Below are 25,936 nucleotides of genomic sequence, written 5' to 3' on the forward strand. Positions count from 1 at the left end.
ATAGCTATTGGAAAAAGACCGGGCGTAACTTACACCCGCCCGATCTCGCTTATATTTCACAACCTAAAGGATTATTTGCTGTTTTGTGCCTTCCAGGCATCAAGCTGGGATTGCGCTTCCGCCATCACCTTATCCAGCCCAGCCTGCTTGAATTTCTCAATTACTTTCGGGAGATTCGTTTCCGGTTCTAGCGTGCCTGTCATCAGCGAAGCCCAAAATTGCTCTTTGACGTTCTGCACCGCTGCCATCTCCGTGGATACTTTACTGCTGTCAAAGTTGAAGCTCAGGATGGGAGAGTTTTTTCCTTCCGAGTTGAACTTCTTGAATTGCTCCCATTTGTCAGCAGGATCATTCGGATTCAGATACAGCAGCATATTGTTACCGAGTGAATACGAAGGCATATCATAGTTTTTGGAATCAGCCAGATTTTCGATATATTGGCCATCTGTTTTTTTGTAATGCACTCCTTCAATACCAGAGTCAACCATATTACGTAATACTGGATCTGTATTCAGCAGGTTCAGGAACTGCATCGCCTTTTCAGGGTTTGCCGAGTTAGCCGAAATCGCCATAATGGAGCCCTGTACAGACGTATTGGTCACAATCGGATCACTGGCAGGTGTCGATATCACCGGATAGCCATAACTTGCAGACCATAGATTATCGGCCAGTGGTTGAGTTTGCGCACGATCCAAAAACCAGTTTCCGGACGTAGTTAAATCATTAGTCGAGCCTGTAGTTGCAGCTTCCGGTGATACATATCCGGCCTTGTAATACTTATGCATCGTCGTCAGCGCCTGCTTCATTTCAGGTGTTTCCAAGATGTTTACGATTTTATAGTCCGTAGTATCCAGTTTGACAGCCATCGGCAGGTTTTGAATGATATAGTCATATGGAACATAGGGAACATAGTTTTTGTCCATACCGAATGCCGTTACGCCAGGCTCGTTTTCTTTAATCGTTTTGAGTAGAGGCTCCAGGCTATCCAACGAGCGGACATTGGAAAGTCCAGCTTGTATTGGGTTAGCAATTTTTTATTGAACCGCCATACCTCTTGCTGTGGAAGCTCCTTGTTGGCAGGAATGCCATAATGATGACCATCCACCTTGGAGCCTTCCAGAAACGCAGGATCAATCGTCTTTTTAATATCCTGACCGTACTTGTCAAGCAAGTCGTCCAGCTCCATGAATGCACCCTTTCTGGCATTTTGTACATAATCAAAACCACCGGAAGCCGTAAATACAATATCCATGGGCTCTCCCGAAGCCACATTCACCTGCATTTTTTGCGGGTAGTCGCCCCAATCGACCATTTTCATTTTGATCGTGGCGTTGATTTTCTTTTGGGTGTACTTGCTAACCTCTTCCATCACCCGATCTACATCTTTTTGAGGTGTACCAATGGTATACCAGATCAGCTCTACCGGCTTTTCCGCTCCCTCATTCGTCCTTTCCCCGCCACCGCTGCTTCCTCCACATGCACTGAGAATGAGCGTCAAAACCATACACATCACTAGAACAAACAAGTAGCTTCTTTTGCTTTTACCCATGTATGATCCTCCCTTATGAAATGGAATCTGACCCTGTCGTTTCATTCATTTCTGTTTCAGGATTTTTGCGAAATCCTCATTGATGAAGCAACTACGTTAACCTTAACTAATGTAAGCACTTTCATAAAGAAGATAAACTTAATAAACCAAGGTACAAATTAAAGAAATCCATGTACACCTGGTATTTATCCCAATCCTTTATAATCTGTCGGGGAAATGCCCACATATTTTCTGAACTGCTTATAAAAATATCCCGTCTCCCAATACCCTACGTTCCGCGCAATTTCGTTTACCTTGAGATTTGTGCTTTTAAGCTGCTCCTTGGCTTTTTTAATTCGGTATTGATTGATATATTCAGCAAAGGTTTCGCCCGTTTCCTTATGAAACAACTGACCGAGATAAACGGGGTGAAGGTGGTACTGGTAACCTAATATTTTTAATGATAACTCCTTGGCATAATGAACATGGATATAGGACAGCACCTGGCTTACAATAGGGTTCTTCATATCTTGCAGTAGTGAATTCACCGTCTCTGTCGCCACATGCTGAAGCGCGCTCACCAGCTCTGCCCATGTCGTACAGCATTTTATCTGGTGAAACCCCTGCTGAAACCGCTCCGACTCATTGGAATGCTTGATGCTCTCCAGTTCCATCTTGAACCGGATCACCAGTTCCAGCGCCATATTCCGCAATTCATCCGGGGTAACCCTTTCAAGATGCTGGATTTGCTCAAAATCACTCTGAATCCGTGCGGTAAGCGCATCTAGGTCTCTTGCTATAATCAGCTTCTCATAATCCTTCCATTCGATGGAACAAGTCTCGCCAGCATTTCCCCCGCCCTCCTCTAGCAACGTATAGTCAATGATCCGGCGGTCATCATATAGCATAAAATATTCCAGTGATCTTTTAGCTTCATTATAGCTGCGTGGAGCAGCAACAAGCGAACCGGCGCTGCCTATCCCGATATAAACTGTTTCTTTCCCGTCCGTCGACCACTGAACAGAAAAATCCTCCAACAGCATAATCAAGTCCTGTCTGCCCTCATCATAATTTGGTAGTGCGGCAATGATTACACTATCCGCATCAACATCGAGAAACAATGTTAAGTTGGGCTGGTGCTGAATGTACTGCCTTAACTGTTGATGCATTCCTACCGAATCCCCCTCCGTCCGTAACACGGCTACCGCCATAAAGGGGATATTTAACGAAAAACCTATCAATTCAGCACGTTCCTGAAATTCTGTAGGCGCAATCTGCCCTGTCAACCAACGGTACAACGTATTTTCCTTAAGCACCTGCACCCCGAACGTCTCATGTCGTTGATCCATCCGGAACCTGTCCAGCTTCTCCTTTGTATTGCATAAAGTGGATTCCAGTTCATCCACATTAATCGGCTTCAGAAGATAATTTTCGATGCCCAGCTTCATGCCTTCCTTCAAGTAATCAAATTCATTAAATCCACTCAAAATAATCACCTTCAAGTCAGCATGCAGCTTTCTCGCCTCACGAATCAGCCTGAGACCATTCATCGTTGGCATGGAAATGTCCGTAATAAGTATGTCCACGGGCCTGGACGCCAGCGCTTCCAGCGCCAAAGAGCCATTTTCCGCATGTCCGACAATTTCTAGCCCAAAAGAGGTCCAATCCACAATATCGTATAATCCTTCAATGATAAAAGGCTCATCGTCTACAATAAATACTTTATACATATATGGCATCCATCCCTTCCCTGTTGGGGCATCGTACCCGAATCGTCGTTCCCTCACCGCTGCGGCTCTCCAGTTCAATCCCGTAATCGGCTCCGTGTAGAAACCGAAGTCGGGTGTGCACACTGCGTAGTCCAAACATTTGTCCGTTTTCCTCCTGGCGTTCCAGTTCCTCCAAAATCTCTTTCAAACGCTTCTCTTTAATGCCCTTCCCATTGTCACGGATCTCAACCAGCAGAACCTCCCCCGTTTCCCGCACATCAATGGTCAGCACATTATCATTCCGGTCGCTTTGGATACCATGAACAATATAATTCTCAATGATGGGTTGAAGCATCAGCTTCATGACAGAGCGGGTATACAACTCGGGGTCGACCGTAATCGTGTAATTGAACCTTTCCTTGTAGCGTATTCTGAACAACTCAAGATATAATCTGCAAGCCTCCAATTCATCTTTAAGCGTGTATATTTTTTTCTGCTGAACCAGGCTTTTGAACAACACCGATAAGCTATAGATCATTTCTCCTACATCCTTGGCTCCCTGGGAAATCGCCCTCATACGTATCACTTCAAGCGTGTTATACAAAAAATGTGGATGAATACGTGCCTGCAACGCCACAAGCTCCGTTTGCTTTTGTTTGATCTCTGCTTTATACACCCGTTCAATATATAGATTAAGTTCGTCCAGCATATCGTTGAAGCTTCGAGAGATTTGTCCCAACTCGTCCTCTCGGAGGTCCTGAATGCGAGCTGTGAGGTCACCATTTTTTACCTGACGAGTGAATTTAATAATCCGATTCGTTCGTTTAGCAAAGTTAATGACGAAGAATGCAGGGAACAGCACAGCAAACAGAATACAGATGACACTGATGGTCAAAATCGTATTACGAATGCCACGGTACGATTGAGCCATTTCCTCATGGGGGACTGCCCCAATCACGACATATCCTTCGTCCGGAGAAATCAGCTTGTTAATATACATATTTTTCTTCGTCTGAATGATCCCGGCACCGGAATCCACATCGTCATATAATGATCGGGTCACTTCGACATAAGGGTACGTTTTTCCGTAATAGTTATTCCTTGAATCGAACAGAACGGTTCCATTGCTGGACAGAACGATAATTTCTCCCTTCAGGTTGTTCCCGTAGCTGGCAAGTGCATTGGAGATACTTTTGGAATTTAGAAATACTAGAAGCTGACCGGTATTTTTGAGTGTTTGCTTATTGTTAATGGGGACTTGTAACGAATATAACGAGGGGCTCCACTGATCGACCGCCTTCCGAATCCAGTAATTCGGAGTAGAGACGCTTTTGCTTTCTGCAGCCATCACATCCGGTACAAAGGAACGCGCCGCATGCACCGGGAATTGCTTGAATTGCTTGTTCTCATTGAAAGTAGACAGATATTGCTGGTCGGCACTGTACAAAATCAAATTGCAGATGTCGCTATTTTCATCCAACCAATTTTTAAAATAGGTGAGTACATCTGTTGAGTAATCATGACTCTCCATGTACATTTCGTCCATGCGGTGCTGTACATATTCGGAATACGCGTGGTCCATAAAAAAGGAAACATTCATTGAGAGAACCTCATTCCGGTACATATCTCGCACCATGTTCTGGACGGATTCATGCCGGAGATGGATATAACGGTCAACACTTTCCATAGCTGCTTTCTGGGTATCCAGTTCCCGCCGAACAATGGATTGCGAAATGGAAACATACGTGACATATGCAATTGTAATGATGGACAAAATCGCAATACAGGAGAACAACACTAGTATCCTCAGGAACATGTTGTTTTTAAAATAAGCAGTGTATCTAGTACCCCTTTTCATGGTATAAGCCCTCCAGAATCGTGATGCGTAAATAAAGTATACCATGTCCTTCGCAGGAGATAAGTAAGCGCATTCATGAAAAACGCGATTTTCTTTAATTTAAACGCTATATCTTTAATTTATCCTCTATGTAAAAACCGTTTTATTGATTATCTTTAGGGGGATAAATACTCGTTAGGGGGATGAGCTATGAAACGTAACAAGGTTCACAAGTTCGCTTTAAAATGGACTGCTCTGGTTTTGACTTCTGTCCTGTTCAGTCAAACCCTCTCTCCATCCGTGTATGCAGGCGATACCCTCCCGTATAAAGGCGAAAGCGCCAAAGGACCGAATCAGCCCTATCAGCATGGATACGCCAGCTCACATATTTTGGACTGGACTCCCACCCAGGATGTCTATGGAGATATGCTTCGCGCCCGTGTCCCACTGCAACAACGAAACAGCTCCTTTGCAGCCACACAGGCTCAGCCTGCTTTAAGCCCTGACACGCAAATGTTTACACTCAGCGGCGATTATGGCAACGCTTTCTTCGATAGCTATCCCTATACCAATAAATTCAGCCAATATTTGTTCAATTACTGGCAGTATACCGACTATTACGGCTACTGGCATGGCATGCCTACCGCCCATGTCCCTGAAGAGCTATACGATCCCCAAAAGGATTGGACGGAAAAGTGGTTTGAGTTCGGCATTCTGAACATTCCAAATCCGGGTTATACGAATGCGGCGCACAAAAACGGCGTTCTCTCCATCGCCTGTATCTTTTTCTCGGATAATGACCGTGGACCGCAAACGTATAAGCAAATGCTTGTACAGGATGCTCAGGGTGAATTTCCGGTAGCCAAAAAATTGGTCGAAATGGCGAAATATTATGGCTATGACGGCTACTTCATCAACCAGGAGGAAGCTTCAAAAGGGGTAGCTACAAAGGACATTCCCCGTTACAAGCAGTTTATGAAATACTTGCGAGATCAAGGCATGTATGTGCAATGGTACGACTCCACCGTAAACGAAACCGGTAAAATTGCTTATCAAAATGAGTTTAATGCCGTGAACAGCCCGTTTGTCAAAGACAAGCAATATGGACAGGTGTCCGTTTCTATTTTTCTGAATTATTGGTGGGACAAAGCGAAGCTGAAAAGCTCCCGCGACCATGCCAAGCAATTGGGTCTGAACCCTCTTCAAACCGTTTTTGCCGGGATTGAGGGCGGGAACGGTGACTTCGGCAGATGGAAGCAAACATACGACCTTCGTCTGAACATTGGTGATAACGGGCAGCCGATGAACAGTATCGCAACGTTGGGAGCCGATTTCACACATAATGCGCTGGATGAAGAGCTTGGCGGGCAGGACACCAATCGCAGAGCTGACAATGCCTATCAATGGATGACCTTTATCCGCGACCGTGTCTGGTGGTCCGGTCCGAATCAGAATCCCGTTCGTGCACAAAGAAACCCAAGTGTAGATTTGTCTGATGTAAAAGCTTCAGGTGCAAACTGGGACGGTATCGCGGCATATATCGCCGAACGTTCTGTCATCCGTGGCTCCCATTTTAACACCAGCTTCAATACCGGCCATGGCTTGCAGTATGTAGTGAATGGAGTTGTTTCCAATCCCAAGGAATGGTCCAACATTAATATTCAGGATATCCCGGTGACCTGGCAATGGTGGCTCGATACCAAAGGTAAACCGCTCTCGGTTGACTACGACTATGGCCCTAATTACACCAAAGGTACTCGGTTTACCTATCAGCCTATCGGCGCTTATCAGGGGGGTAGCTCCCTCGTCGTTAACGGAGAGCTGAATTCAGATAACTTTTTACGCCTGTATAAAACCGATCTGTCGGTAAATAAGAATTCAAACTTATCCATCACGTACAATAAGCCTTCCTCCGATGACAGCTCTGTGCTGAGTATCGGACTTATTTTCAAAGATAACCCCGGCCAAGTCGTAAAAGTCAGCATCCCTAACTCTGGTAAACAAACCACGGGCTGGGTAAACCACAATTTGGATTTGAGTGCCTATACAGGAAAAAAGATTGCAGCTTTCGGTTTATCTTTTGATAACGCGAATAAAATAATTAAAAACTATCAGATGAATATCGGTCAAATCAAGATAACGGATGGTTCTGCCCTAAAACCAGCCGCGCCAACGGGATTCAAAATCACCAAGGCTCTGACCGATACGAACGAAATGCTCGTAACCTGGGACCTTGAGGATTACTCCAAAGTTAAACAATACAATCTGTATGAGAACGGTTCCTATATCGGCGGAATTTATGACTCAACCTACTATATTAAATCTCTAAACCATAAAACTGGTGAATTAATGCTTACTGCTGTTGGGGCTGATGGAACGGAAAGCGAACCGGCTCGATTAAGCTACGATCTGAATGCTGCCGTCCGACACATTAAGGTGGAGACGAAAGAAAACGGCGAGGCTACAGTGACGTGGAAAAATCCCTCTGAAGCGGACGGAACGGTTAAATTGGCCTTGATCACCGACTATACGGACACCGTATTCCAGAAAACCATTACGGCGGACAATGGCGCAGAAACGGCTACGTTTACCGATCTGCCCACAAATGGTGATCGCTACACACTACGTATCGCTATCGGTAATCATGAACCTGTAGCATACACCGGGCATCTCGCAGACACAACGATAGAGCCTTATGCAAAAGAGAATGTGACGGTCACAGGGTCAACGTATACGCTTGCTCTACCCACCTTGAAGGACTGGCATTATTTATATGTATACGAAAACGATGTGCCCAAACCATTTGGTGTAACTTATGTATCAAAAAAGTTTCCTTACATTGTCCGGGGAAGAACAAAATTAAGTGAACTCACTTTTACCCCTACCTCTCGTACCAGCTCGCTAAAGATCGTGCTTGAAGATTACGCTGGCAATCAGGCCACCACATATGTAAGATAGCTTGGTGCAAGAATTCCGAGGCCGTCGATTCGTTGTTCGAACAACTTGCTCAAATTCAGCTATAGGGACATACCCATACGGCACAATAGCGAGAAGTCCCCAATTCAATAGACTTCTCGCTATGGCTATATATTGGGCAGAATCATGCAGGTATCAATACAATGCCCATTTTTCCGTGCATAGCTCCATAAAAGAATAAGCAACCTGTTCACATTCGTCATACCCCAAGCTACCAGAATGAGCAAAAAGAATGGGATATTCGTTGTTTCTTTTTTCCTCTCTCATATCAAACATATAATGGTTTCCGCACCCATCCATCGCAAACGACACGGCACCCGGCATATACTCTGGCAGCTCGTAGGCAAGGTTCATTTCTCTCAAATCTTCGGTATTGAAAAACTGAAAACATCGTTCTCCATTCTGAAATTCACCGCCATTAGAATATTTCAGCAATTCTATGTAACTATCAGGAAATTGTCCTTGGGGCAAATGCCAGCTAACAGGATCTAGAGATTGATATTGATCATAAAATGGAGACGATTTCGGAAAAGGGTTCACTTGTCTTTGTTGGATTTCGTGAATCTCCTGCTCCGATAGCTTTATATTCCATGTGTTCAAAAAATTCGCGATTTGTTCACCAGTTGCTTCCGGACATTTTATAAATTGATGTTCAAAGTGAATACTCCACATCATAACCACCCTCCCTACCTTGACGTCTCTAAAAGTTGTTGTTAGTACCTTTTTCAACCTTTTCCATCTTTTTCAACCCATTCAGCCACACTTTCATGAGGTTGAAGGTTCTCACGTTTATAGTAAAAAACGGTCTTGAGCTCGTAATCCAAGCTTTCCGCAGCAATGAAAAATCGGGTACCAAACGTTTGATCCTCCATACAAATCACAGGCCCCTCAAGAAATCCGTAAGAGACAGTTTTTAACATTTCCAGTTCCTTGTCATTAGCCAGTCTAAAGCATTCAATTGAAAATACACCGCCCGGACAGGAAAGAAACGAGACCTCGTAAAATGTAATCTCTATGTTGTGATAATAGCTAAAGTCAAAGCTCCCTGCTAGTACCAGCTTCGGGCGACTTGTATAATCATAAATGTAGTAATGGTAAATGTTATTTTGAGAAAGTATTTCATTCAGCTGCATCAGTTTGGATTGAATGGAATGATTCATGATCCTATGTCCCCCCTCCCCACTCGCGGCTATTCCCGATCCGTCACCGCCTGCCACGCTTCTGTTATTGCTATAGGTGATTTGTGGCTGGTCTCTCCGCCACCTTCCTGAGTCCATAGCGGCGGATAATAAGCAAATACCTCTCCTGGCTGAAGTTGCTCCATATCCGACTGCCAACCATTCCAACGGAATGTCTGGTAGAACAAGCCCAAATCTCCCTCAGCCAACCAGCTCAAGAAACCGGAATAGGCCAGCTCAGTGGATTCCCACTCCAATGCATCCGGTGCAAAATAGTAGATATGGCCGCTACGTCCAAACTTTCCTGTATCCAATCCAAAGAAGCCACCTGCTGCATCATAGGCCACAATCAGCATTCCCCCAAGTGCAGGAACGCTCGCTGGCTCTTGCAGCCCGTTCCACGAAGCCAAACTACCGTAAATTTCAGGCCCACCTGCACCCAGTAAGGTGATCCATCCGTGGTCAAATATGATCCCTCCTGTTTCATAGGCAACCGTTCCCAAGTACGATTTTGTGCTCACTTGCAAACGGTAGAGCGAATCTCCCCTAACAGATTCCGATTCTGCCGGTACAATGCGATATGGATTATTCCCTTCTTGCAGAATGTTTCTGACCTCTTCCCATGCATGGTTGTCCTGATCCATTAGCTCATCAACCGTTAACGTATGCATATCCATTCTCCTTCCTGTATTCCGTATCTATCTTTCAACCTGTGAACTGATTTTCGAAAACCTGCGTTTGCTCTAAAATCACCCACTGATTCAGCTCGTCGTAGCCTTGGACAATCGCCGTGATCTCATGCCTCGGATACATCCACTCGGATGGGGCCTTTTCCGCATATGAATGGGTGTCTGCCAATCCGACTGCATTGTGCTGGAAAATATGAATTAGTGTTCCGTGTGGAAAAAAGGCTTCAATATGTCCAGTTACCTTAGTCCCAACCGGCAGTGCATTTTTGATTTGATGCCATTCCTTTTTGAAGGTGTGAAGATTGTTGGACCAGACTTCTTCAAACTCTTTTTTTGTAATTTTCGTATAATAGGGCTCTGTATCATCAATCGCTTTCTCGGCTAACAAGAAATGATATTGCTCGTGCTTACGATTAGAAGCAATAAAAGTACCGTCATCTTGGATCACAATTTGCCGATAGGCTACGCCGTCTGAGTCTATTTCAAAATACCAGGTTCCCATACCTGGTTCCGGACAATCTTTAAGATATTTCATTCGTACCTCCTAAAAGGATGTATAACCGTGTCATTTCATCTTTCTTTTTCCGCTATAGATTCTTGTCAAATATGCGAGATATTCCGAACGCGTCAGTCCTCCTGTTTGGCGATTGAACTCATCGTACGAAATGTCTTCCGGGAATCCGAATTCGGCCAGTGCTTTTCGGCGCTCTTCCCGATAAAACGGGTTATCCAGCGTGTGGTGCCACTCCCGCTCTTCCCAAGGACCAAAACAGTCTGCAATGACACCTGAATATACACCGTTATTTAACAATTCGCGCGAAGACTTGAATACTGTCTTCCCTTCCGGTTTGGAAATTGTGCCCGTTCCCCAGGACAGTCTATATATTCTTTCTTTACTGCTATCTATGCTACTGCCGTAACCAATCGGAAACACAATATCCTCTTCCGCCAACGCTTTATGTCCTATCCGCTCGTAGGACCCTCGCATAAAGGAATCATCCATGACAATCCAGGTTGTATCAGATAACGGGGCGGCCGTGACGGATTCCAAAGTTATTGAACGGTCACGACTTGTACACAAATACGGACGTACGAATAAAGGCATCGTCATGACACTGTTCCATATGCTCTCCTTTGCAAACAACTGATCCTTTTGCATTTGGCGCAAATCTCCGACGACCAGTACATAGCCATCTGTAAAAAGGTCTATTTCCACGCGGAAGATGTCTCCCGGAATGGTTTTATAACGCAGGTTTTTCCTATGCTTCAATCGTTCCAGCTTACGATCATAGTCGTTAGGTACAAGCGACGGGTAACGTTGAAGCCAATCGATGATCTCTTCTTTACTATGTAAATGCTCACATCCAGTGATGGGCAATCTTACGCCAGTCTTGCTATTCACAGCAGTAACATAACTAATAGGACGATCTCTTCGAATGCCTGCTGAAAAGGACACACCTTCTGCTGTGATGCTCGAAACACTTGTATAATTCAGTTTTTTCTCTTTGCCACGAGCCGTTTTAGGCAGAACAAATGCCCGATCACGAGTAAAAATCTCTACATCAGCTTCTCCATAAGCATCCTCTTTGGAAGAAATTCGCTTGCGAATAACATCTCCATCCATACAAATAAAATATCCTTCTTTAATTTCTACTACGTCCCAATGTTCTTCCAGCGTCTCCAGCCCAAAATAGGGTCGTAACGCGTTCGTTAACCAACTATTCATCTGCTCCTCCTGTTCCGAGTATAATTTAGTAGACTTCATTTCTGTTCTTCCAGAAATTATAACATAACACGGCATGTAGCTCGTTTATTCATACATTGTTCCAGCTTGGACCAACTCCTCCTGAATCCAGCTACTGCTGGTAGACAGTTGGAGCAAGTCGGCCGTGATCTGCTTGATCTGTTCTTGCAGCACGTATGGCTGATCTGTTCCTTCCAGAAAGCGACTCACAAAATGAAGAAAAACGTCTACCTTCCTAAGCAGCATTAACACAGGCAAAGCGTCAACCTCGGATTGGCTCAAACGAACCTGGCGGCTGAAGCCCCGGCAAAAATCATGAACAGCTGTCGTTTCCTCCGGTTGTCCCAAAAATCCTGATAAAATGACCGCCGGATCCATGACCCGTACGTCCAGCGTACAAAATTCAAAATCAAGCAGTGCAGCCACCTGACTAGGGTCAGAATCCTTTACCAACAAATTGGAAGCGTTCAAATCTCCATGTACAAGCTGATGCGGCAAGTCTTCCAATGCATGAAGTGAATCTATAATCTCTTCATATACTTTTCCTATCAAACGCAGCTCCTCATGTAAATCTTTTAGAGGCTCCGGCGGGTTTAAACAAAAGCCTTGGATTACTTCCCGGTTACATAATGGATAGGATTGCTGCAAAGCATAATACGGCCGATAGACTGGAGTCATATCAAGATTAAGTGTTGCAAGTGCAGCAGATAATTCGCCAGCTGTCTCGCCAAAAGAATAGGCAAAGCTAGGATCCTGCTCCGATGGGAATGTGCCTTCTATGTATTCGAACAGACACACATATTTGCCACTATCCTTCTCAACCTGTGCAAGTGTCTCTCCCGTAATCGTTCGGATTGGCATTGGAACCCTGAATGATAGAGAATGCCTGCTCAGTTCCTGCAAAACCGCATGCTCAAATTCGATTTTGTTCCGATCCCTGTGTGTATCGTAGATGCGCAGCACCCCACTGCGCCCACCGCTCTTAACAAAATACGTCGTATTATTCCAACCTCCGGTTCGTCTCTGTAGTGTCCCGTCCCACTCCGGCCAGTGCCGTCTTAATACCGCTTCCAAAATGTATCCTCCCTATTAAACATCCGCTTATGAATTTGCAGTTATTATAACAAATATAGACGCCCATTAGAATTGGACGTCCTTGTGTATCCTTCATTTCCTCATTTGTTTGTTTCGGATATTCTGCGGGGTGGCACCATACGCTGTTTTAAATTTTTTATAGAAAAAACTCATGCTGTTATATCCGACCTGCTTAAAGATCATTTCGAATGGCAGGTTGGTATTCACTACCAAAGAATAGGCCGCATTAAGTTTAATGTTGGCAATAAGCTGCGTGTAAGTAAGACCGGTTACTTTTTTCAACTTATTACTTAAATACGTACTATTGTAATTAAAATGAGTAGATAATTGCTGGAGGCTTAAATGCTGATAATGCTCTTCCATGTAATTCAGAATAAAAGTAATATTACTTTCCTGCTGGTTTAAGTGAATATTATGCTCGCTTTCCAATACACGGACCAATTCCCCAAATACAATGGGCAAATAAGCCTTGACCAGCTCCATTGAATCCTCTTGCCTGGAAAAATATTCGATCAAGATTCTACGCAATATATATTGAAGGTTTTCATTATGCTGTGACTCAAAAATAATAAAGTGATTATGATGCTGATGCTGGAGGACTGAATTGGCAAGAAACTCGCCGATCAAACTTTTTTTCTTAGATAGCCGCTGTAGAAATAGGGATGAAATCGTTTCTCTTTGCAGGAGGATATTAATCAGTATATCGTTTTCTCCCAAAGGTGCGATGCTGTGCGGCACATCCTTATCGAGGACACACACTTGGCCTTCACAAAGCTCAACTTCTTTACCCGCTATGATTTGGTTGCACTTACCTGAGTAAACATAGTTTAATTCAATAAATTCATGCATGTGCTCCAGCATCGGAGCAAACCTGTTGTGCTTGCTAATATAAATATCATGTTCTCCGAAGAAAAATAAAGCAGGCATTCGATACATATTCTGATTTATATCAAAAAATCGCTCATTTTCCGATTCTTTGGAGAGATCATTAATCACTTGATTGTTTTGCTGTTGTAAAAGCTCAATTTCAGTTTTACTTCTCAGCAACTGATCCAGCTCATGAAGGTTCATAAACACAGACTCCTCCTTCAGACTCCCATTAACTGTGAACTGCCGTCTGTGTTTTGCTTCCCTTTCCTCTAATAGCGATTCCCAGACAGAGGAGCGCAGCAATCATAAATACAATCGCAGAGACGAGAAAGGAAAATGAGGCAGTTTCATTCCCAGACAACACCCCAACTAACTTGATAACATAAGGCGAAGCAAACGCTCCCAAATTGGAGCCTACCATTGCAATCGAAATAGATATCGTCTCACTGCCTTTAGGTACGATTTTAGTTAGTATCGTAAAAATATAAGGAATAAACAGCGCAAAGCTAAAGCCAATGATCAGCATGGCGACCGTAACCATGGTCACATTCTGAGCAAACCACAGCAGGACAAAACCTGTCGCTGTTAATAAACTGGAGATAAAAGGTGCGTAATTTCTGAACCATTTATATATTCTACCGAACAAGAAGCCTGCAATCATAGTTGATAAGGAGAACAGCGTCAAAGCGGTCCCTAAAAACCCTGCGTTAGGCATACTCTTTTCAGCAATCATAATACCTGTTTTGGTATACACAATCATGATAAAGGTCATAAACAGGAAGAGTGCAGCCCCTAATCCAAGTACAGGTAGGGACATTCCCCCGCTCTTGTGGCCCGTTCCTGTCGTGCTCGCTGTAGGCTCCTCACGCTCTGGTTCAGGAATGATAAAAAAGAACAACAGTGCGATAGGAATAGTGATCGCATAGCACAAAAAAGCAAACGGCCAGTCGATTAGGGCAAGCTGTCCTGCCACGAAGGTAGCCAAGCTGCTTCCGAGCCCTTGTACAGCGCTTTGAAAGCCTACCAATTGAGCACGTTCGTCCCCTTCAAAAAAATCACTAATTAAACTGACAGCCAGCGAATTGAACATCCCCAGACCTGCACCTAACACCAAACGCAACGCGAGAATCCATGTAATGTTCGTAGTGAGCATAGGAAGTATTCCGCCGATGACCACGAGCAAAAGTCCTAGCAGGACTGTATTTTTTTTACCCAAGCGGGAAGAGATCGGGCCACTCAACAGCACAAACAGCATCATCGAGAAAGATGGGATTGTAACTATGCTTTCAATCAGTGAACTGGAGACTCCCGGTAATTGGTTCAGCATCATCGGGATGATAGCTGAAATAGCACTCGCTGATGTCAGGACTAAGGAAATGGACAACAATGCTGTTTTAAACCATATTTTGTTTTTAATATTCATCAAGCTTCTCACCTCTAGTCTATGTTATTTAGCCTCTGGTTGTATTTGTACTGGAACGTATACTGTCCAGATCCGACGGTAAACGTCAATTCATGATCTCCACTCAGTTGGAAAATCGCCTGTTCTCCGGGAGAACCTGATTTCCCGGCCAGCTCTTGTGGCACATTACCAGGCGGATACTGAATCGACGGGTATTGCGTAGTAATGGTCTGTTGTAATGCTTCTGGCTCTAGAACGCCCGGAAGCGTAATCTCAGTTGTCGTATTATGTGGTACGTGAACCGTCATCCGCATTTCTTCATTCACGATTTCCCAATGGACAGCAACCTCACCATAAGGTGTCTCCAGCTTGCCATGGGCCGAAGTAAGATTAACAGGCGGTTTGGGTGCTAACCGCGACTTTTTGTAGCCCGCTTCAAGTACATCGATTCCGGCAATATTTTGGTACATAAAGTTTCCAACTGAACCGTACGAATAGTGATTGAACGAGTTCATATCGGTGCTCCAGAAGGAGCCGTCCACTTTGATGCTGTCCCAATGCTCCCACATGGTTGTGGCCCCACGTTCAACCTGATAGAGCCAAGAAGGATAATCTTTCTGGAATAAAATTTTATAAGCTACATCTGTATAGCCATTGTCGGATAAAACCAGGCATAGATAGGGTGTGCCTACAAAGCCGGTATCCAGATGCATATCATTTTTTTCTATCAGCCGTACGAGCTCCTGAACCACTTGCTTTTTATATTTTTCTGGTACCAATCCGAAGTGCAAAGCCACAACCTGTGCAGTCTGGGTATTAGAAGTCAGTTTGCCAGCGTCATCAAAATAACGGTTCGCAAAAGCGCTTCTAATCCCCTCATGCAAGCTTTGATAGGTGTTGTAATCGGTATACCGATTCAGCAGTTTGGCCGTCTGCGCCAAGATATGAGTCGAATACGCAAAGTATGCAGTCGCTACCAGCGTTCCATCAGTCGCTCCAAAATAGCTTCCTTCCTCGCTATCCAGCGCCAGCCAGTCTCCCAGCTGCAAACCAGTATCCCACAGGTGTTCCTCGGTCCCCTGGGCACGAATATAATCGACCCATGCTTTCATACTGTCATACTGCTGAGCTAGAATTTGCTTATCCCCATAACATTGATAGATAGTCCACGGACATATAACTGCTGCATCTCCCCATGCGGCTGTCGTTTGGTCCATATTGTCTGCAAAGGTTCCTTTGAGGACATCCGGCACGACAAAAGGCACAGCCCCATTCTCCAGCTGGTTGTAAGCCAAATCTTTCAGCCACTTTCGAAAGAAGGAAGCACTATTCATATTGAAGCTGGCCGTTCTGGCAAAAATCTGTGCATCGCCGGTCCAGCCTAATCGCTCATCACGCTGCGGGCAATCGGTCGGCACATCCAGGAAGTTCCCCTTTTGTCCCCATACAATATTGTGCTGGAGTTGGTTCAGCTTTGGATCGGATGTCTCGAACAAGCCAATTGTCGCCATGTCTGAATGCAAAACAACGCCTGTAAAATCTTCAATGGCTACGCCAGCCGGAAAGCCCTCAAGCTTCACATACTGGAAGCCTTGAAAAGTGAAATGCGGCCTAAATATCTCCGTCCCCTTGCCGCTGCAAATGTACGTAATCTGCTGCGCTGCATCACGAATATTATCTCGGTAAAAGTTCCCTTGCTGATCCAGCACTTCACCATGAACCAGATTCAGAACCGTACCTTCGGGGGCTTCCACTTTAAATTCCAGCCAGCCTACCATATTTTGACCCAAGTTAAGTACTAGTTCGCCTTTAGGAGTCCGAATCAGTTCAACAGGCTTTAATCGGTTCATTACACGGACAGGTTCGTTCTCCTGGGCAATCAGATGACTTAACGGAAACGGGACGACCTGCATCATTTTCTGTTCGTTCAAGAAGCGATGTTGGGCTGTCTGCTGCTCCAGTCGAGCATCATAGATTTCGCCGTTATAAATATCTGACATCAAAATGGCACAGCTCGTTTCCTCCCAGGAAGAATCAGAGCAAATGAGTTCTGAACGGCCATCTTCATAGCTAATCTTCATTTGAAATAGCAAAGCATTCGTGTTCCCGTAGGTATCCTTGCGCTTTTGCCAGCCTAGATAGCCGCTGTACCAGCCTTCTCCCACCGTTGCTGTGATGCGGTTATGTTGTTCTCGAACGGTAGAAGTCACATCATAGGCTTGCACCTGAACACGATCGTTATAATCTGTCCATCCCGGAGTAAAGTAGGCATCGCCTACTCTTTGTCCATTGAGCTCCAGCTCATACAGACCAAGGCTTGTGGCATAAATGACTGCTTTTTTCACTTTTCCCTCAACCAAAAAACACTTGGAAGCGGCAAAAGGGGCTCTTGTCTGAAACTTTTCATGAATGCTTCGCTCCTTCACTGTAATCCATTGTGCCTTCCAGTCCTGCTCATGGAGCAGCCCCATTTCCCAAAAGCCAATCTCACTCCATTCCGATTCCTCCGGTTCGGTGTCACCCGCTCCCTGAGCCCATACTTTTACCCGGTAATAATATCTTTGTCCTGATTCGAGTGGAGGACCTTCATAGGGAAACAGAATGGATTGTTCCGAATAGGAAAAATGATTCCAGAGCAGCGGTTCAAAAACAGGATTTATGGATACCTGCAATTGGAAGCGTTTTTGGAAAACATATATGTTGTCAGATTCAATTTGCCAACTTAATCGAGGCTTTAGACAACCCAGTCCAATCGGGTTGTTTACATGTTCACATCTAAGCGCTTTCAATTTTAGCATCTTATATCCTCCCTGAGATCTTCTTTTGTGTTTCTATACTCAAATTAAAACGCTTCCATTAGTTATGCGCAATGTTGTATCCCTGCATGTTGTATGCTTGATTTACAGGTGTTGAATGTCCATTCCTCATATCGAATCTTAAAATGGGTTTATTAGAAAAATATGTACGCACGACAACGCAGTACTCAAAAGGTAAACTCTTGTTTTTTGTACATATGGATTGTAGTATTAAGCCGATCCGTGAAAGGAGAATTACAGTAATGGAAACGAACTACAAAAAGCTGCTGGATCAGATGATGGCACCCTATGATGAAATGCTGCAGAGTCTAATAAGTGATCACGCCGATTTTTCGAAGGTTGACTATTTGGAGCAACACAGTGAGGAATATGGAAAAAGTGATGCCAATTATACCAATCGCTTGAAGGTGCTTTTGGCTATGTGTAATCGTGAGGATCGATATGCCCCGTATTATGAACCGATTGTGAGAAGACTGCTCGTTAATGAGATTATAGACAGGGAAACGAACAGTTTTCAGGGGATTGGCGATGCTCTATACTACGCCGTTTTTTTACTGCAAAAATATGAGCGTGAGCAGGACCAAGTTTTGTTCCAGCAGGCCAAGAAAGCCAATTTCGATACATACGCCGGGTTTGATCCTGAGTTGATTTTGGAAACATATTTGTTCAGCAAAGATTCAGCTGATCTTGAAGATTGCATCAATATCGCAAGTGAACTCGGGGAAGATGTATATCTATCATTATTTATCGATCTGTGGATCAGAGAGCAGACGGATTGGGACAAAGAAAATTTGCGGACACTCGTTTATCATGAGAGATGGCGCAACCATGCAGAAGGTGAAATTGAAGCTCTCAAAAAGCTGGCCGAAATGGAGAAAATAGAAGAAAATCCTAGTAACTACTGTTCTACTGCATCCAGCTTGGCAGAAAAGCTCATTGAAACAGGACGATGGGATGAAGCTTGGGAAACGATGGCAACCATCATTCCGCTTATTACGAAGGAAAAAGAATGGTTCCTGTACGGACTGGGCCGCAATATAATTACAGCCTGTATCCACATCATCATGCATTTTGGAGCAAAAAGCCGACAGGCTACTTCGTTATGGCAAACGATAAAAGGGGTTCTTCAACCTGCCGCTAACAATATGGGGACCATTCAATATCAGCTTGCTGTATCTGTCAGCAAATTTATGGGTGATACCAAATTGGAGCAAAAGTTACTCAGGATTCGGAAGCAACGTCAATAATCCAGTTGCCATAAGGAGCCTGTCGCATGCAATGTAAAGAACGAGGCATTTGACCCAGCAGCTCGCTTTCCAGTTGCCCCTCGAAGCGAGGGGCAGCGAAAATACGGATTGCAGTGCATTGCCTTCCTCTACAGATTTCCGGTCACGATAATACCATCTGCTTGCTTCAAATGCGCTCTGACCCATGCTGTAAAGGAATCGATAAATATGCGTAATTCTGGCTCCTTGGCAGGCCAAGCATCCAATTCTGTTAATATTTCATGCCATACCGACGCCTGAATCGGATTATCCCAGCAGGCATCAAAAGCCTCATACGTTTCCCCCGTGTCAGGATCGACAAGTGGATATTTGGACTTTAACACAGACAGCACGATATCAAAGTCATCTGCGTAGATGAAGATCATCTCCTCCAGCTTTGGCTCATCTGTATCACCATAGCGTAGCGGTTCAAAAGTATATCCAATATTGGCTCTTGGACCACTATAGCGATAGATTAGTGTCTGAATCTCTTTTTTGTCCTTCTTACTCAATTTCATCTACTCCTTTCTTCGGCTACAACTCGAACCAATCCGCAGCGCATTTCTCTTCTTCCAGTGCCCTACACATTCCTTCCCTTAACCTCATCGCATCTCCGCCGCCGATATGAAATAGACAATAGATATAAGGTTCATCATCTTCTAACCCTTCAATATTTCTTGCCTCTTCCACTGAAATCTGAAGCGCTTCAGGCCAATCAGAATTATTCTGAAGCAGAACAAAGCCATCTTCATCCCTTTGCATCCGATATCCCTCAATCCTAGGCAATGCTTCAGCTAAGCGTTCCATTAGCGCTTTAATATCCTTAACATCTGCGACCTTAATTCCATACTCCCACCCCATCTGCATTCCTCCAATTTTATGAACTTCTCCTTAATTAGAACCACCCCTAAATTGGGTTTCACCTTCTCATTCACCTCAGGAAATTCACTTGGATTCAGTCATAGTCCGCATATAAGAGGTATTCCTTGCAATGCCTGCACTGAAATAAATAACCCCGAAACGATCCGTCACGTTCCATGCTTTCCCGTATTCGACTCTTAGCCTCTTTTTCATTATACAAAGCCAAAATAGGCATAAACATCAGGTTGACATCATTTTCTATCCCTCTACTGACAAGCTCCTTCCAGCCCACAAAATCTATAAAAACACAGTAGTCATCACAGTGATCCAGCCACGCGGCGGTCTGCCATGCCTCATAACCGGGAGTCCGATGCAGTAACTCATCCAGTTTTGGTTCCTCCAGTTGTGCACAGCAAGCAGGGTCATGAAATGTTCCCTGTAGCATGCTCGCTTTCTAAGCCCTCAAGCTCTTCCTTCAATTGGTACATGGCTTGTACAGCCTCGGGACTGGGTGCGTACAAACTATATCTTTTGTTTAGTGCCACCCATTTTTGCTGGATTTCCATAAGCCCCTCACTTCCTTCTGATTTTCCTGAAATTTCTTATAATTTATTATAATAGATATAGGCTTCCGGTGAGTATACCCCGGAAGCCTATGGATTCATCTAACCACTCTTTTATTTATTTTGCCTTCTGAGGCACACGCTCACTATTCCCGTTTCTTTTTCTCACTACCAACATAATAACAGCCATAACAGCTACCAAGACTGCTATAAGCGTAAAGGGAATATATTTGTCCACTCGATACAAGGTGGTCGTCAAAATAGGAGCAATGATCGCGGAAATTCCCTGTACCGCAGCTACCAGCCCCGCTGCTCCCCCTTGCTGCTCTTGACTGACCGAAAGCGAAGCACCTGCCATAAAACCGGGCATCAGTAAGCCTGTGCCTATGCCAAACATAAAGAATGCTGCATAGTAAACGGCCAAGCTGGCTGAAATCAGAAATAATGCCATTCCAGCAATTAGGAATAGAGAACCAAGCAAAATCATCGGTTTAGGCTTCCATTTAAGCCATTTCATCTGGATGATCTGCACAATCAGCATCGCTGCCCCGGAGAACATAAGTCCAAAGGACACGACTCTTGCTGTTTCTTCGGATGTAAGACCTAACTGATCTTGAAAATAAAAACCACCTATAACCTGAATAGTCACAATACTTATCATCGTAACCAATCCTGCAAACAAATACATTCTTAGACCTGGCTGGAGGGGGTTAATTCGAGCGGGTTTTTGCTGAATAACGGGCTGGGCCGCCGGAATCGCCAGCAGAGACACCACGAATGCAACAGCGGCAATGACAATTCCAAAATATAAGGGCCATAACAGCCCTATTAAAGTAAAAGCACCTGCAATCGCGGGGCCAAATACCAGCCCAAGCCCATTCGCCGCACTAATAATAGCCATACCACTTCCACGCTCTTCTCCTTCCGTTACATCCCCCATATAAGCTTGAGACGATGACAACACCGCCGGGATAAAGCCGCCAATTAAGCCGCGTGTAACAATCAGCAGGACTAACAGCAGCCCCCCACTAAGCCAACCATTTAATCCTGCAAAAAGAGTAAGTGTAAACAACAGACAGCTTACACACATCCCTATGAAACCAAGCAGAATCACCGGCTTGCGTCCCTTTGCATCACTCAGATTTCCCCATACTGGAGCCATTAAGGCCATCGTTATAGAACCAAGCGATATAATTAATCCGGAATGGCTTTCTCTTAAGCCTAATTCACGAATAAGGGGCGGCATAATTGGAGCAATAAGCATGAGCCCTAGCATAGCCACAAATACACTGAAAAAGATGCTCCCTTTTATTCTATTCATCCTCGCACACTCCTCTGTTAAAGATTCTCTCTATGCAGAAGTATACGGAGCATACCAAAACGCTACTGCCTATAGACGGATAAATTTGCGGTTAAACGGATTTAATTTTGCGTATAAAACAGCAGCCAGTCTTCAGACAGTAAAAAATGGCCTGCATTCTATGGCCCAATGGGCGTCGTTGATTATAGGGTCGCTCTTTCGTTGTGAAATGAACTACATCGGTCTCTTCATTGCTGACTGGATGGAAGGGCTTCATTTCCTGGCATGTTATTACGATATATGATGTACAGTCTTTTGCCTTTAGTAATTAGCTGAGCTGTGGGTTGAGTCTGTATATCGATGTCTAAGGGGGAAATCTCAGTGAAAACAAAAATAGGATCAATCATGAAGGTAAGATCGTTAAGAACGAAGTTAACCATAATGTGCTTGATTATTTTAATTGTACCCACATTCGTGATTGGAATCAGTTCTTATGTTGTTTCCAAGAATGAAATGAATGAATCAGGCAAAGTAGCACTTAAGAATAGTGTGCAAATGGTAATTGGTATGATTAGTTTCCTCAATGGGCAAGTCGAAGCCGGTAATTTAACATTGGAAGAAGCACAGGAAAAACTGCGCATCGAGCTGCTCGGTGTAAAAGATGCTAATAACAAAAGACCGGTAAAGATTAAATATACTGTAGGTAAAACAGGTTATCCGTGGGCAGTCAACCAAGATGCCGTTTCAGTGATGAACCCTTCAAATGAAGGCCAGGATTTAATAAATGCCGTATCGGAAGACGGTGTGCATGTGGGAAAAGAGTTTGTAGAAGCCGGTACAAACGGCGGGGGATTCGTCACTTATAAATGGGCTTTACCTGGTACAGATCAAGTGGAGACGAAAATTTCGTACGTTGAAAGGGATCCTTATTGGGGATGGATCATCGGCTCTGGAGCATATTTTAACGAATTTAACAGCGGGGCGACCAAGGTCCTTTATATTGTCCTGATTATTACGACTATTGCAGTTATTCTGGGAGCAATTATCGTAAGCTTTGTTTCGGGACGTTTTACGAAGCCTATTATCATGATTGCAAAGCGGCTTAATGCAGTTGCGGACGGTGATTTAACGGTCGAAGAAGTCAAAATGAATTCAAAAGATGAGGTTGGCGAGCTGGCACAGGATTTCAATCATATGATTAAAAATATTAGATATTTGATCGGTGAGGTAAACCTGTCCACAAAGCAGGTCGCTGCTTCCTCGAAAGAATTGACCCTTGGAGCAGAGCACACTGGACAGGCAACCGAGCATATCACCATTGCGATTCAGGAATCGGCGGCCGGTGCGAAGGAGCAGCAACTGATGCTCCAGAAGACAACCAGCTCGCTTGAAGAAATTTCAATAGGCATGCAGCGGATCACGGATAGCTCCTTGACTATTGCTGAATCGTCTGCAGACGCGATGGAGATGGCGAGCCTTGGCGGTACTGCTGTACAACATACGGTGAAGCAAATGGACTTGATTAACCATTCCGTCAATGAAACCGATGCGGTTATGAGAATGCTGGATGAACGCACTCAACAGATCGACACGATGCTACATGCCATTACGGATATCGCACAGCAGACCAATCTGCTTGCCTTAAATGCTTCGATTGAGGCTGCCCGTGCAGGCGAAGAAGGCCGCGGTTTCTCCGTAGTTGCTTCAGAGGTAAGAAAGCTGGCCGAACAATCGAACCAGTCTTCCGGGCAGATTTCCGAGTTGATTCAGAATATGCGCAAAGATATGGAGCATTCGCTTAAGACCATGGAACGCGTAAAACAGGATGTAGACTCCGGCATTAAAATTGCCAATGAGACGGAGCAGCAGTTTAATAAAATTGTGGCGTCCACCAATCATATCGCACAGCAAACGGAAGAGCTCGCGAGCATCACGGAGCAAATAACCGCAAGTGTCCAGGAGATTTCGGCAAGCGGAGAGAACGTATCCAGTCTGGCACTCCAAGCAGCGGACAACTCGCAGAATATTGCAGCGTCTGCAGAAGAGCAGCTGGCTTCGATGCAGCAGATCACCAGCCTTGCAACGACCTTGTCGGATATGTCACAAAAGTTACAAGATCTAACGGTCAAATTTAAATACTAACGGAAATAAGTCTTTCCAAAACATCGCGCTAAACTGTTCTTCATATTATGAGGTCAACCGGTTTTTTCTGGTTGACCCTTTTTGCATTGTTCTGAGGAATTACTGAAAAGGCTTGCAAATCATGATCCCCTTCTAGCGATGTGAATTGGACACGGTTTTTGTTGATTTGGTTCAGAATTGGTTCAGAGGCATTTAGTATAGTAATTCAGTAGTGTAAGAAAATCATATTCGTAGGTTAGTCATCATGGAGAATTTTAGTAAGCTCATCGTGACACCGGAAATTTATGGAGGAAGTTTATGAGTAAATTCAAGTCTTTTTGTTTAACTTATCTTGCTGTTATCGTCTTATTTGGAACCTGGACATGGAGTTTTTCCGAGAGTACTGTGTATGCAACCTCCTCACCAGCACCTAGTGTAACGGATGCGGTGTATGCTACTGAAACCACGGTAACGAGTTGGACAAATCCTTCTAAACAAGGTCAATTCGTAACGTTTAGCATCAAAACCATCTCAACCCCACAAATTACGAAAGATTTAACCGGCTCGGTTATCCTAATGGACGGTACGGATATATTAGATACGCTGACGATGAGGCCAAATGGCATTGCGAATGGATATGCCACTGCGACCTACACCACAAGCGATTTAAGTGTGGGAAGTCATCCGATTATTGCTATATATAGTGGGGATGCTCGATTTGCCCCCAGTACATCTGAGCCATACGTTCAGGTCGTAAATGCATCTGCACCTACGACTACACCTTCACTGAGACCTACAGTAACTACAGTACTGAGTTCGCCGAATCCGTCTAGTCACGGCCAAGAAGTAAGGTTTAGCGTGAGGACAACTTCGAACCCACAAACTTCGGGCGATTTAACCGGAACAGTCATCCTTATGGACGGCACGAATATATTAGATACGCTGACGATGGAGCCAGTCGGTATTTCGAATGGTTATGCCAATGCGTACTACACTACAAGCAACTTAAGTGTGGGAAGCCACCCGATTACTGCTATATACAGTGGAGATGTTCGATTCGCGCCGAGTACCTCTGAAGCGTATATACAGGTTGTAAACGGAGATGCAGGCACTGGAGGTACTGGAAGTACGAGCGGAACCGGTGCTACTACTGGTAACGACAGCAGCAGTAGCAATAAAAAAGATAAGAAGGATAACGCGGATAGCAGTGATTCATCTTTTTCCAGTGAAACAACCACATCTTCATCACCATCGGTTTCAACAACGGATGTACCGACTCCGGAAATCATGCCCGTAGAGCAACCCGAGGTTGCGCATGAAAAATATATAACGGGTTATCAGGATGGTACATTCCGACCGGACCAGTCCATTACACGAGCTGAAACCGCCGCGATGATGGCTAGAATTATGAAGCTGGAGACAAAAGAAGGCTCAACGACATACAAAGATGTACCTAATTCGTATTGGGCAAAGGATTCGATTATAGCACTCACGACACAGCACCTCATGAATGGATATGCAGATGGAACATTTCGGCCAGAGCAACCCATTACCCGTGCAGAAATGGCAGCAATACTCGCATCCTGGAAGCAGCTTAAAGGAACGCAAACCGCAGCGTCTCCCTATACCGATATCGAAAAGCATTGGGCAAGAGATTCCATTGTAGCGCTAGCTAATGCGGGGTGGATTACCGGTTATAACGACAACAGCTTCCAACCCAATAAATTTATAACACGAGTAGAGACTGTTACCATTTTAAACACGATCTTAAAGCGAGGACCCCTGGAAGGAACAATTCAGGCTACTTGGAAGGATGTACCAGTAGATTACTGGGCATTCAAAAATATTGAAGAAGCGTCTCGTACCCATACTTCAACCATCAATTCAGAGGGTACAGAAACTTTCGTAAAATAAGCACCAAATAAAAAGCTGGCATCCTTTCTATAACAGGGTTCCAGCTTTTTGTTTACTTGATATCTTTA

The 25,936-nt window shown here is 44.5% G+C and carries 20 protein-coding genes and 1 pseudogene; 4 read left to right on the forward strand and 17 right to left on the reverse strand.

The window, feature by feature from the left end; genetic code table 11:
- Nucleotides 1–71 precede the first annotated feature (71 nt).
- The 3 genes and pseudogenes from EGM68_RS18010 to EGM68_RS18020 form a co-directional block, all read right to left on the reverse strand.
- Nucleotides 72–1,549: pseudogene (locus tag EGM68_RS18010) on the reverse strand (ABC transporter substrate-binding protein).
- Between the two features lie 185 nt (nucleotides 1,550–1,734).
- Nucleotides 1,735–3,258 carry a response regulator transcription factor gene (locus EGM68_RS18015; protein ID WP_129549728.1) on the reverse strand — a complete coding sequence of 508 codons (1,524 nt, stop codon included), beginning with the start codon at nucleotides 3,256–3,258 and terminating at the stop codon, nucleotides 1,735–1,737.
- On the reverse strand, nucleotides 3,251–5,095 hold the full coding sequence (locus EGM68_RS18020) for a sensor histidine kinase (protein ID WP_129549729.1): 1,845 nt from the start codon (nucleotides 5,093–5,095) through the stop codon (nucleotides 3,251–3,253). The genes EGM68_RS18015 and EGM68_RS18020 overlap by 8 nt, the downstream gene beginning before the upstream one ends.
- Before the next feature lie 189 nt (nucleotides 5,096–5,284).
- Between EGM68_RS18020 and EGM68_RS18025 the strand changes: the two genes are divergently transcribed.
- Nucleotides 5,285–8,032, forward strand: a complete 2,748-nt coding sequence (locus EGM68_RS18025) for an endo-beta-N-acetylglucosaminidase (protein WP_129549730.1) — start codon at nucleotides 5,285–5,287, stop codon at nucleotides 8,030–8,032.
- Between the two features lie 153 nt (nucleotides 8,033–8,185).
- Here the strand turns inward: EGM68_RS18025 and EGM68_RS18030 are convergent, their stop codons facing one another.
- The 9 genes from EGM68_RS18030 to EGM68_RS18070 all read right to left on the reverse strand — a co-directional run bounded on the left by EGM68_RS18030 (nucleotide 8,186) and on the right by EGM68_RS18070 (nucleotide 17,826).
- Complete coding sequence (locus tag EGM68_RS18030; protein WP_129550340.1) at nucleotides 8,186–8,722, reverse strand: SMI1/KNR4 family protein; 537 nt, start codon at nucleotides 8,720–8,722, stop codon at nucleotides 8,186–8,188.
- A gap of 53 nt (nucleotides 8,723–8,775) precedes the next feature.
- Nucleotides 8,776–9,210 carry a hypothetical protein gene (locus EGM68_RS18035; protein ID WP_040103212.1) on the reverse strand — a complete coding sequence of 145 codons (435 nt, stop codon included), beginning with the start codon at nucleotides 9,208–9,210 and terminating at the stop codon, nucleotides 8,776–8,778.
- A 29-nt stretch (nucleotides 9,211–9,239) separates the two neighbouring features.
- Nucleotides 9,240–9,899 (reverse strand): DUF2625 domain-containing protein, encoded by a 660-nt coding sequence (locus EGM68_RS18040; RefSeq protein WP_064962012.1) that lies wholly within the window; start codon nucleotides 9,897–9,899, stop codon nucleotides 9,240–9,242.
- A 34-nt stretch (nucleotides 9,900–9,933) separates the two neighbouring features.
- Nucleotides 9,934–10,452, reverse strand: a complete 519-nt coding sequence (locus tag EGM68_RS18045; protein WP_090738626.1) for a hypothetical protein — start codon at nucleotides 10,450–10,452, stop codon at nucleotides 9,934–9,936.
- Nucleotides 10,453–10,482: 30 nt separating this feature from the next.
- Nucleotides 10,483–11,643 (reverse strand): immunity 26/phosphotriesterase HocA family protein, encoded by a 1,161-nt coding sequence (locus tag EGM68_RS18050; protein ID WP_129549731.1) that lies wholly within the window; start codon nucleotides 11,641–11,643, stop codon nucleotides 10,483–10,485.
- 84 nt (nucleotides 11,644–11,727) lie between these two features.
- On the reverse strand, nucleotides 11,728–12,735 hold the full coding sequence (locus EGM68_RS18055) for a phosphotransferase enzyme family protein (RefSeq protein ID WP_129549732.1): 1,008 nt from the start codon (nucleotides 12,733–12,735) through the stop codon (nucleotides 11,728–11,730).
- Nucleotides 12,736–12,828: 93 nt separating this feature from the next.
- Nucleotides 12,829–13,827, reverse strand: a complete 999-nt coding sequence (locus EGM68_RS18060; RefSeq protein WP_129549733.1) for an AraC family transcriptional regulator — start codon at nucleotides 13,825–13,827, stop codon at nucleotides 12,829–12,831.
- A gap of 28 nt (nucleotides 13,828–13,855) precedes the next feature.
- Nucleotides 13,856–15,049: an MFS transporter gene (locus EGM68_RS18065; RefSeq protein WP_013372350.1), complete on the reverse strand. Its 1,194-nt coding sequence runs from the start codon at nucleotides 15,047–15,049 to the stop codon at nucleotides 13,856–13,858.
- Between the two features lie 14 nt (nucleotides 15,050–15,063).
- Nucleotides 15,064–17,826 carry an alpha-L-rhamnosidase gene (locus EGM68_RS18070; protein ID WP_129549734.1) on the reverse strand — a complete coding sequence of 921 codons (2,763 nt, stop codon included), beginning with the start codon at nucleotides 17,824–17,826 and terminating at the stop codon, nucleotides 15,064–15,066.
- Between the two features lie 260 nt (nucleotides 17,827–18,086).
- Here EGM68_RS18070 and EGM68_RS18075 point away from each other — a divergent pair, with 260 nt between their 5' ends.
- Nucleotides 18,087–19,091, forward strand: a complete 1,005-nt coding sequence (locus tag EGM68_RS18075; protein WP_129549735.1) for a hypothetical protein — start codon at nucleotides 18,087–18,089, stop codon at nucleotides 19,089–19,091.
- A 128-nt stretch (nucleotides 19,092–19,219) separates the two neighbouring features.
- Here the strand turns inward: EGM68_RS18075 and EGM68_RS18080 are convergent, their stop codons facing one another.
- The 5 genes from EGM68_RS18080 to EGM68_RS18095 form a co-directional block, all read right to left on the reverse strand.
- On the reverse strand, nucleotides 19,220–19,621 hold the full coding sequence (locus EGM68_RS18080; protein WP_025679220.1) for a hypothetical protein: 402 nt from the start codon (nucleotides 19,619–19,621) through the stop codon (nucleotides 19,220–19,222).
- A gap of 22 nt (nucleotides 19,622–19,643) precedes the next feature.
- The gene (locus tag EGM68_RS18085) at nucleotides 19,644–19,970 is read right to left on the reverse strand and encodes a hypothetical protein (protein ID WP_013372354.1); all 327 of its coding nucleotides are present in this window, start codon (nucleotides 19,968–19,970) and stop codon (nucleotides 19,644–19,646) included.
- Nucleotides 19,971–20,064: 94 nt separating this feature from the next.
- A complete protein-coding gene (locus tag EGM68_RS18090) occupies nucleotides 20,065–20,415 on the reverse strand; it encodes a CbrC family protein (RefSeq protein ID WP_013372355.1) in 351 nt (116 codons plus the stop codon).
- Nucleotides 20,393–20,536, reverse strand: coding sequence for a hypothetical protein (locus EGM68_RS25775; RefSeq protein ID WP_158453334.1), 144 nt, complete (start codon nucleotides 20,534–20,536; stop codon nucleotides 20,393–20,395). The genes EGM68_RS18090 and EGM68_RS25775 overlap by 23 nt, the downstream gene beginning before the upstream one ends.
- A gap of 115 nt (nucleotides 20,537–20,651) precedes the next feature.
- The gene (locus EGM68_RS18095) at nucleotides 20,652–21,854 is read right to left on the reverse strand and encodes an MFS transporter (RefSeq protein WP_090738620.1); all 1,203 of its coding nucleotides are present in this window, start codon (nucleotides 21,852–21,854) and stop codon (nucleotides 20,652–20,654) included.
- 360 nt (nucleotides 21,855–22,214) lie between these two features.
- Between EGM68_RS18095 and EGM68_RS18100 the strand changes: the two genes are divergently transcribed.
- On the forward strand, nucleotides 22,215–23,975 hold the full coding sequence (locus EGM68_RS18100) for a methyl-accepting chemotaxis protein (protein ID WP_080902334.1): 1,761 nt from the start codon (nucleotides 22,215–22,217) through the stop codon (nucleotides 23,973–23,975).
- Between the two features lie 297 nt (nucleotides 23,976–24,272).
- The gene (locus tag EGM68_RS18105) at nucleotides 24,273–25,868 is read left to right on the forward strand and encodes an S-layer homology domain-containing protein (protein ID WP_129549736.1); all 1,596 of its coding nucleotides are present in this window, start codon (nucleotides 24,273–24,275) and stop codon (nucleotides 25,866–25,868) included.
- Nucleotides 25,869–25,936: the final 68 nt, after the last annotated feature.

Origin of the sequence: Paenibacillus sp. M-152, from assembly GCF_003856555.1 — a bacterium.
GTDB classification, from domain to species: domain Bacteria; phylum Bacillota; class Bacilli; order Paenibacillales; family Paenibacillaceae; genus Paenibacillus; species Paenibacillus polymyxa_C.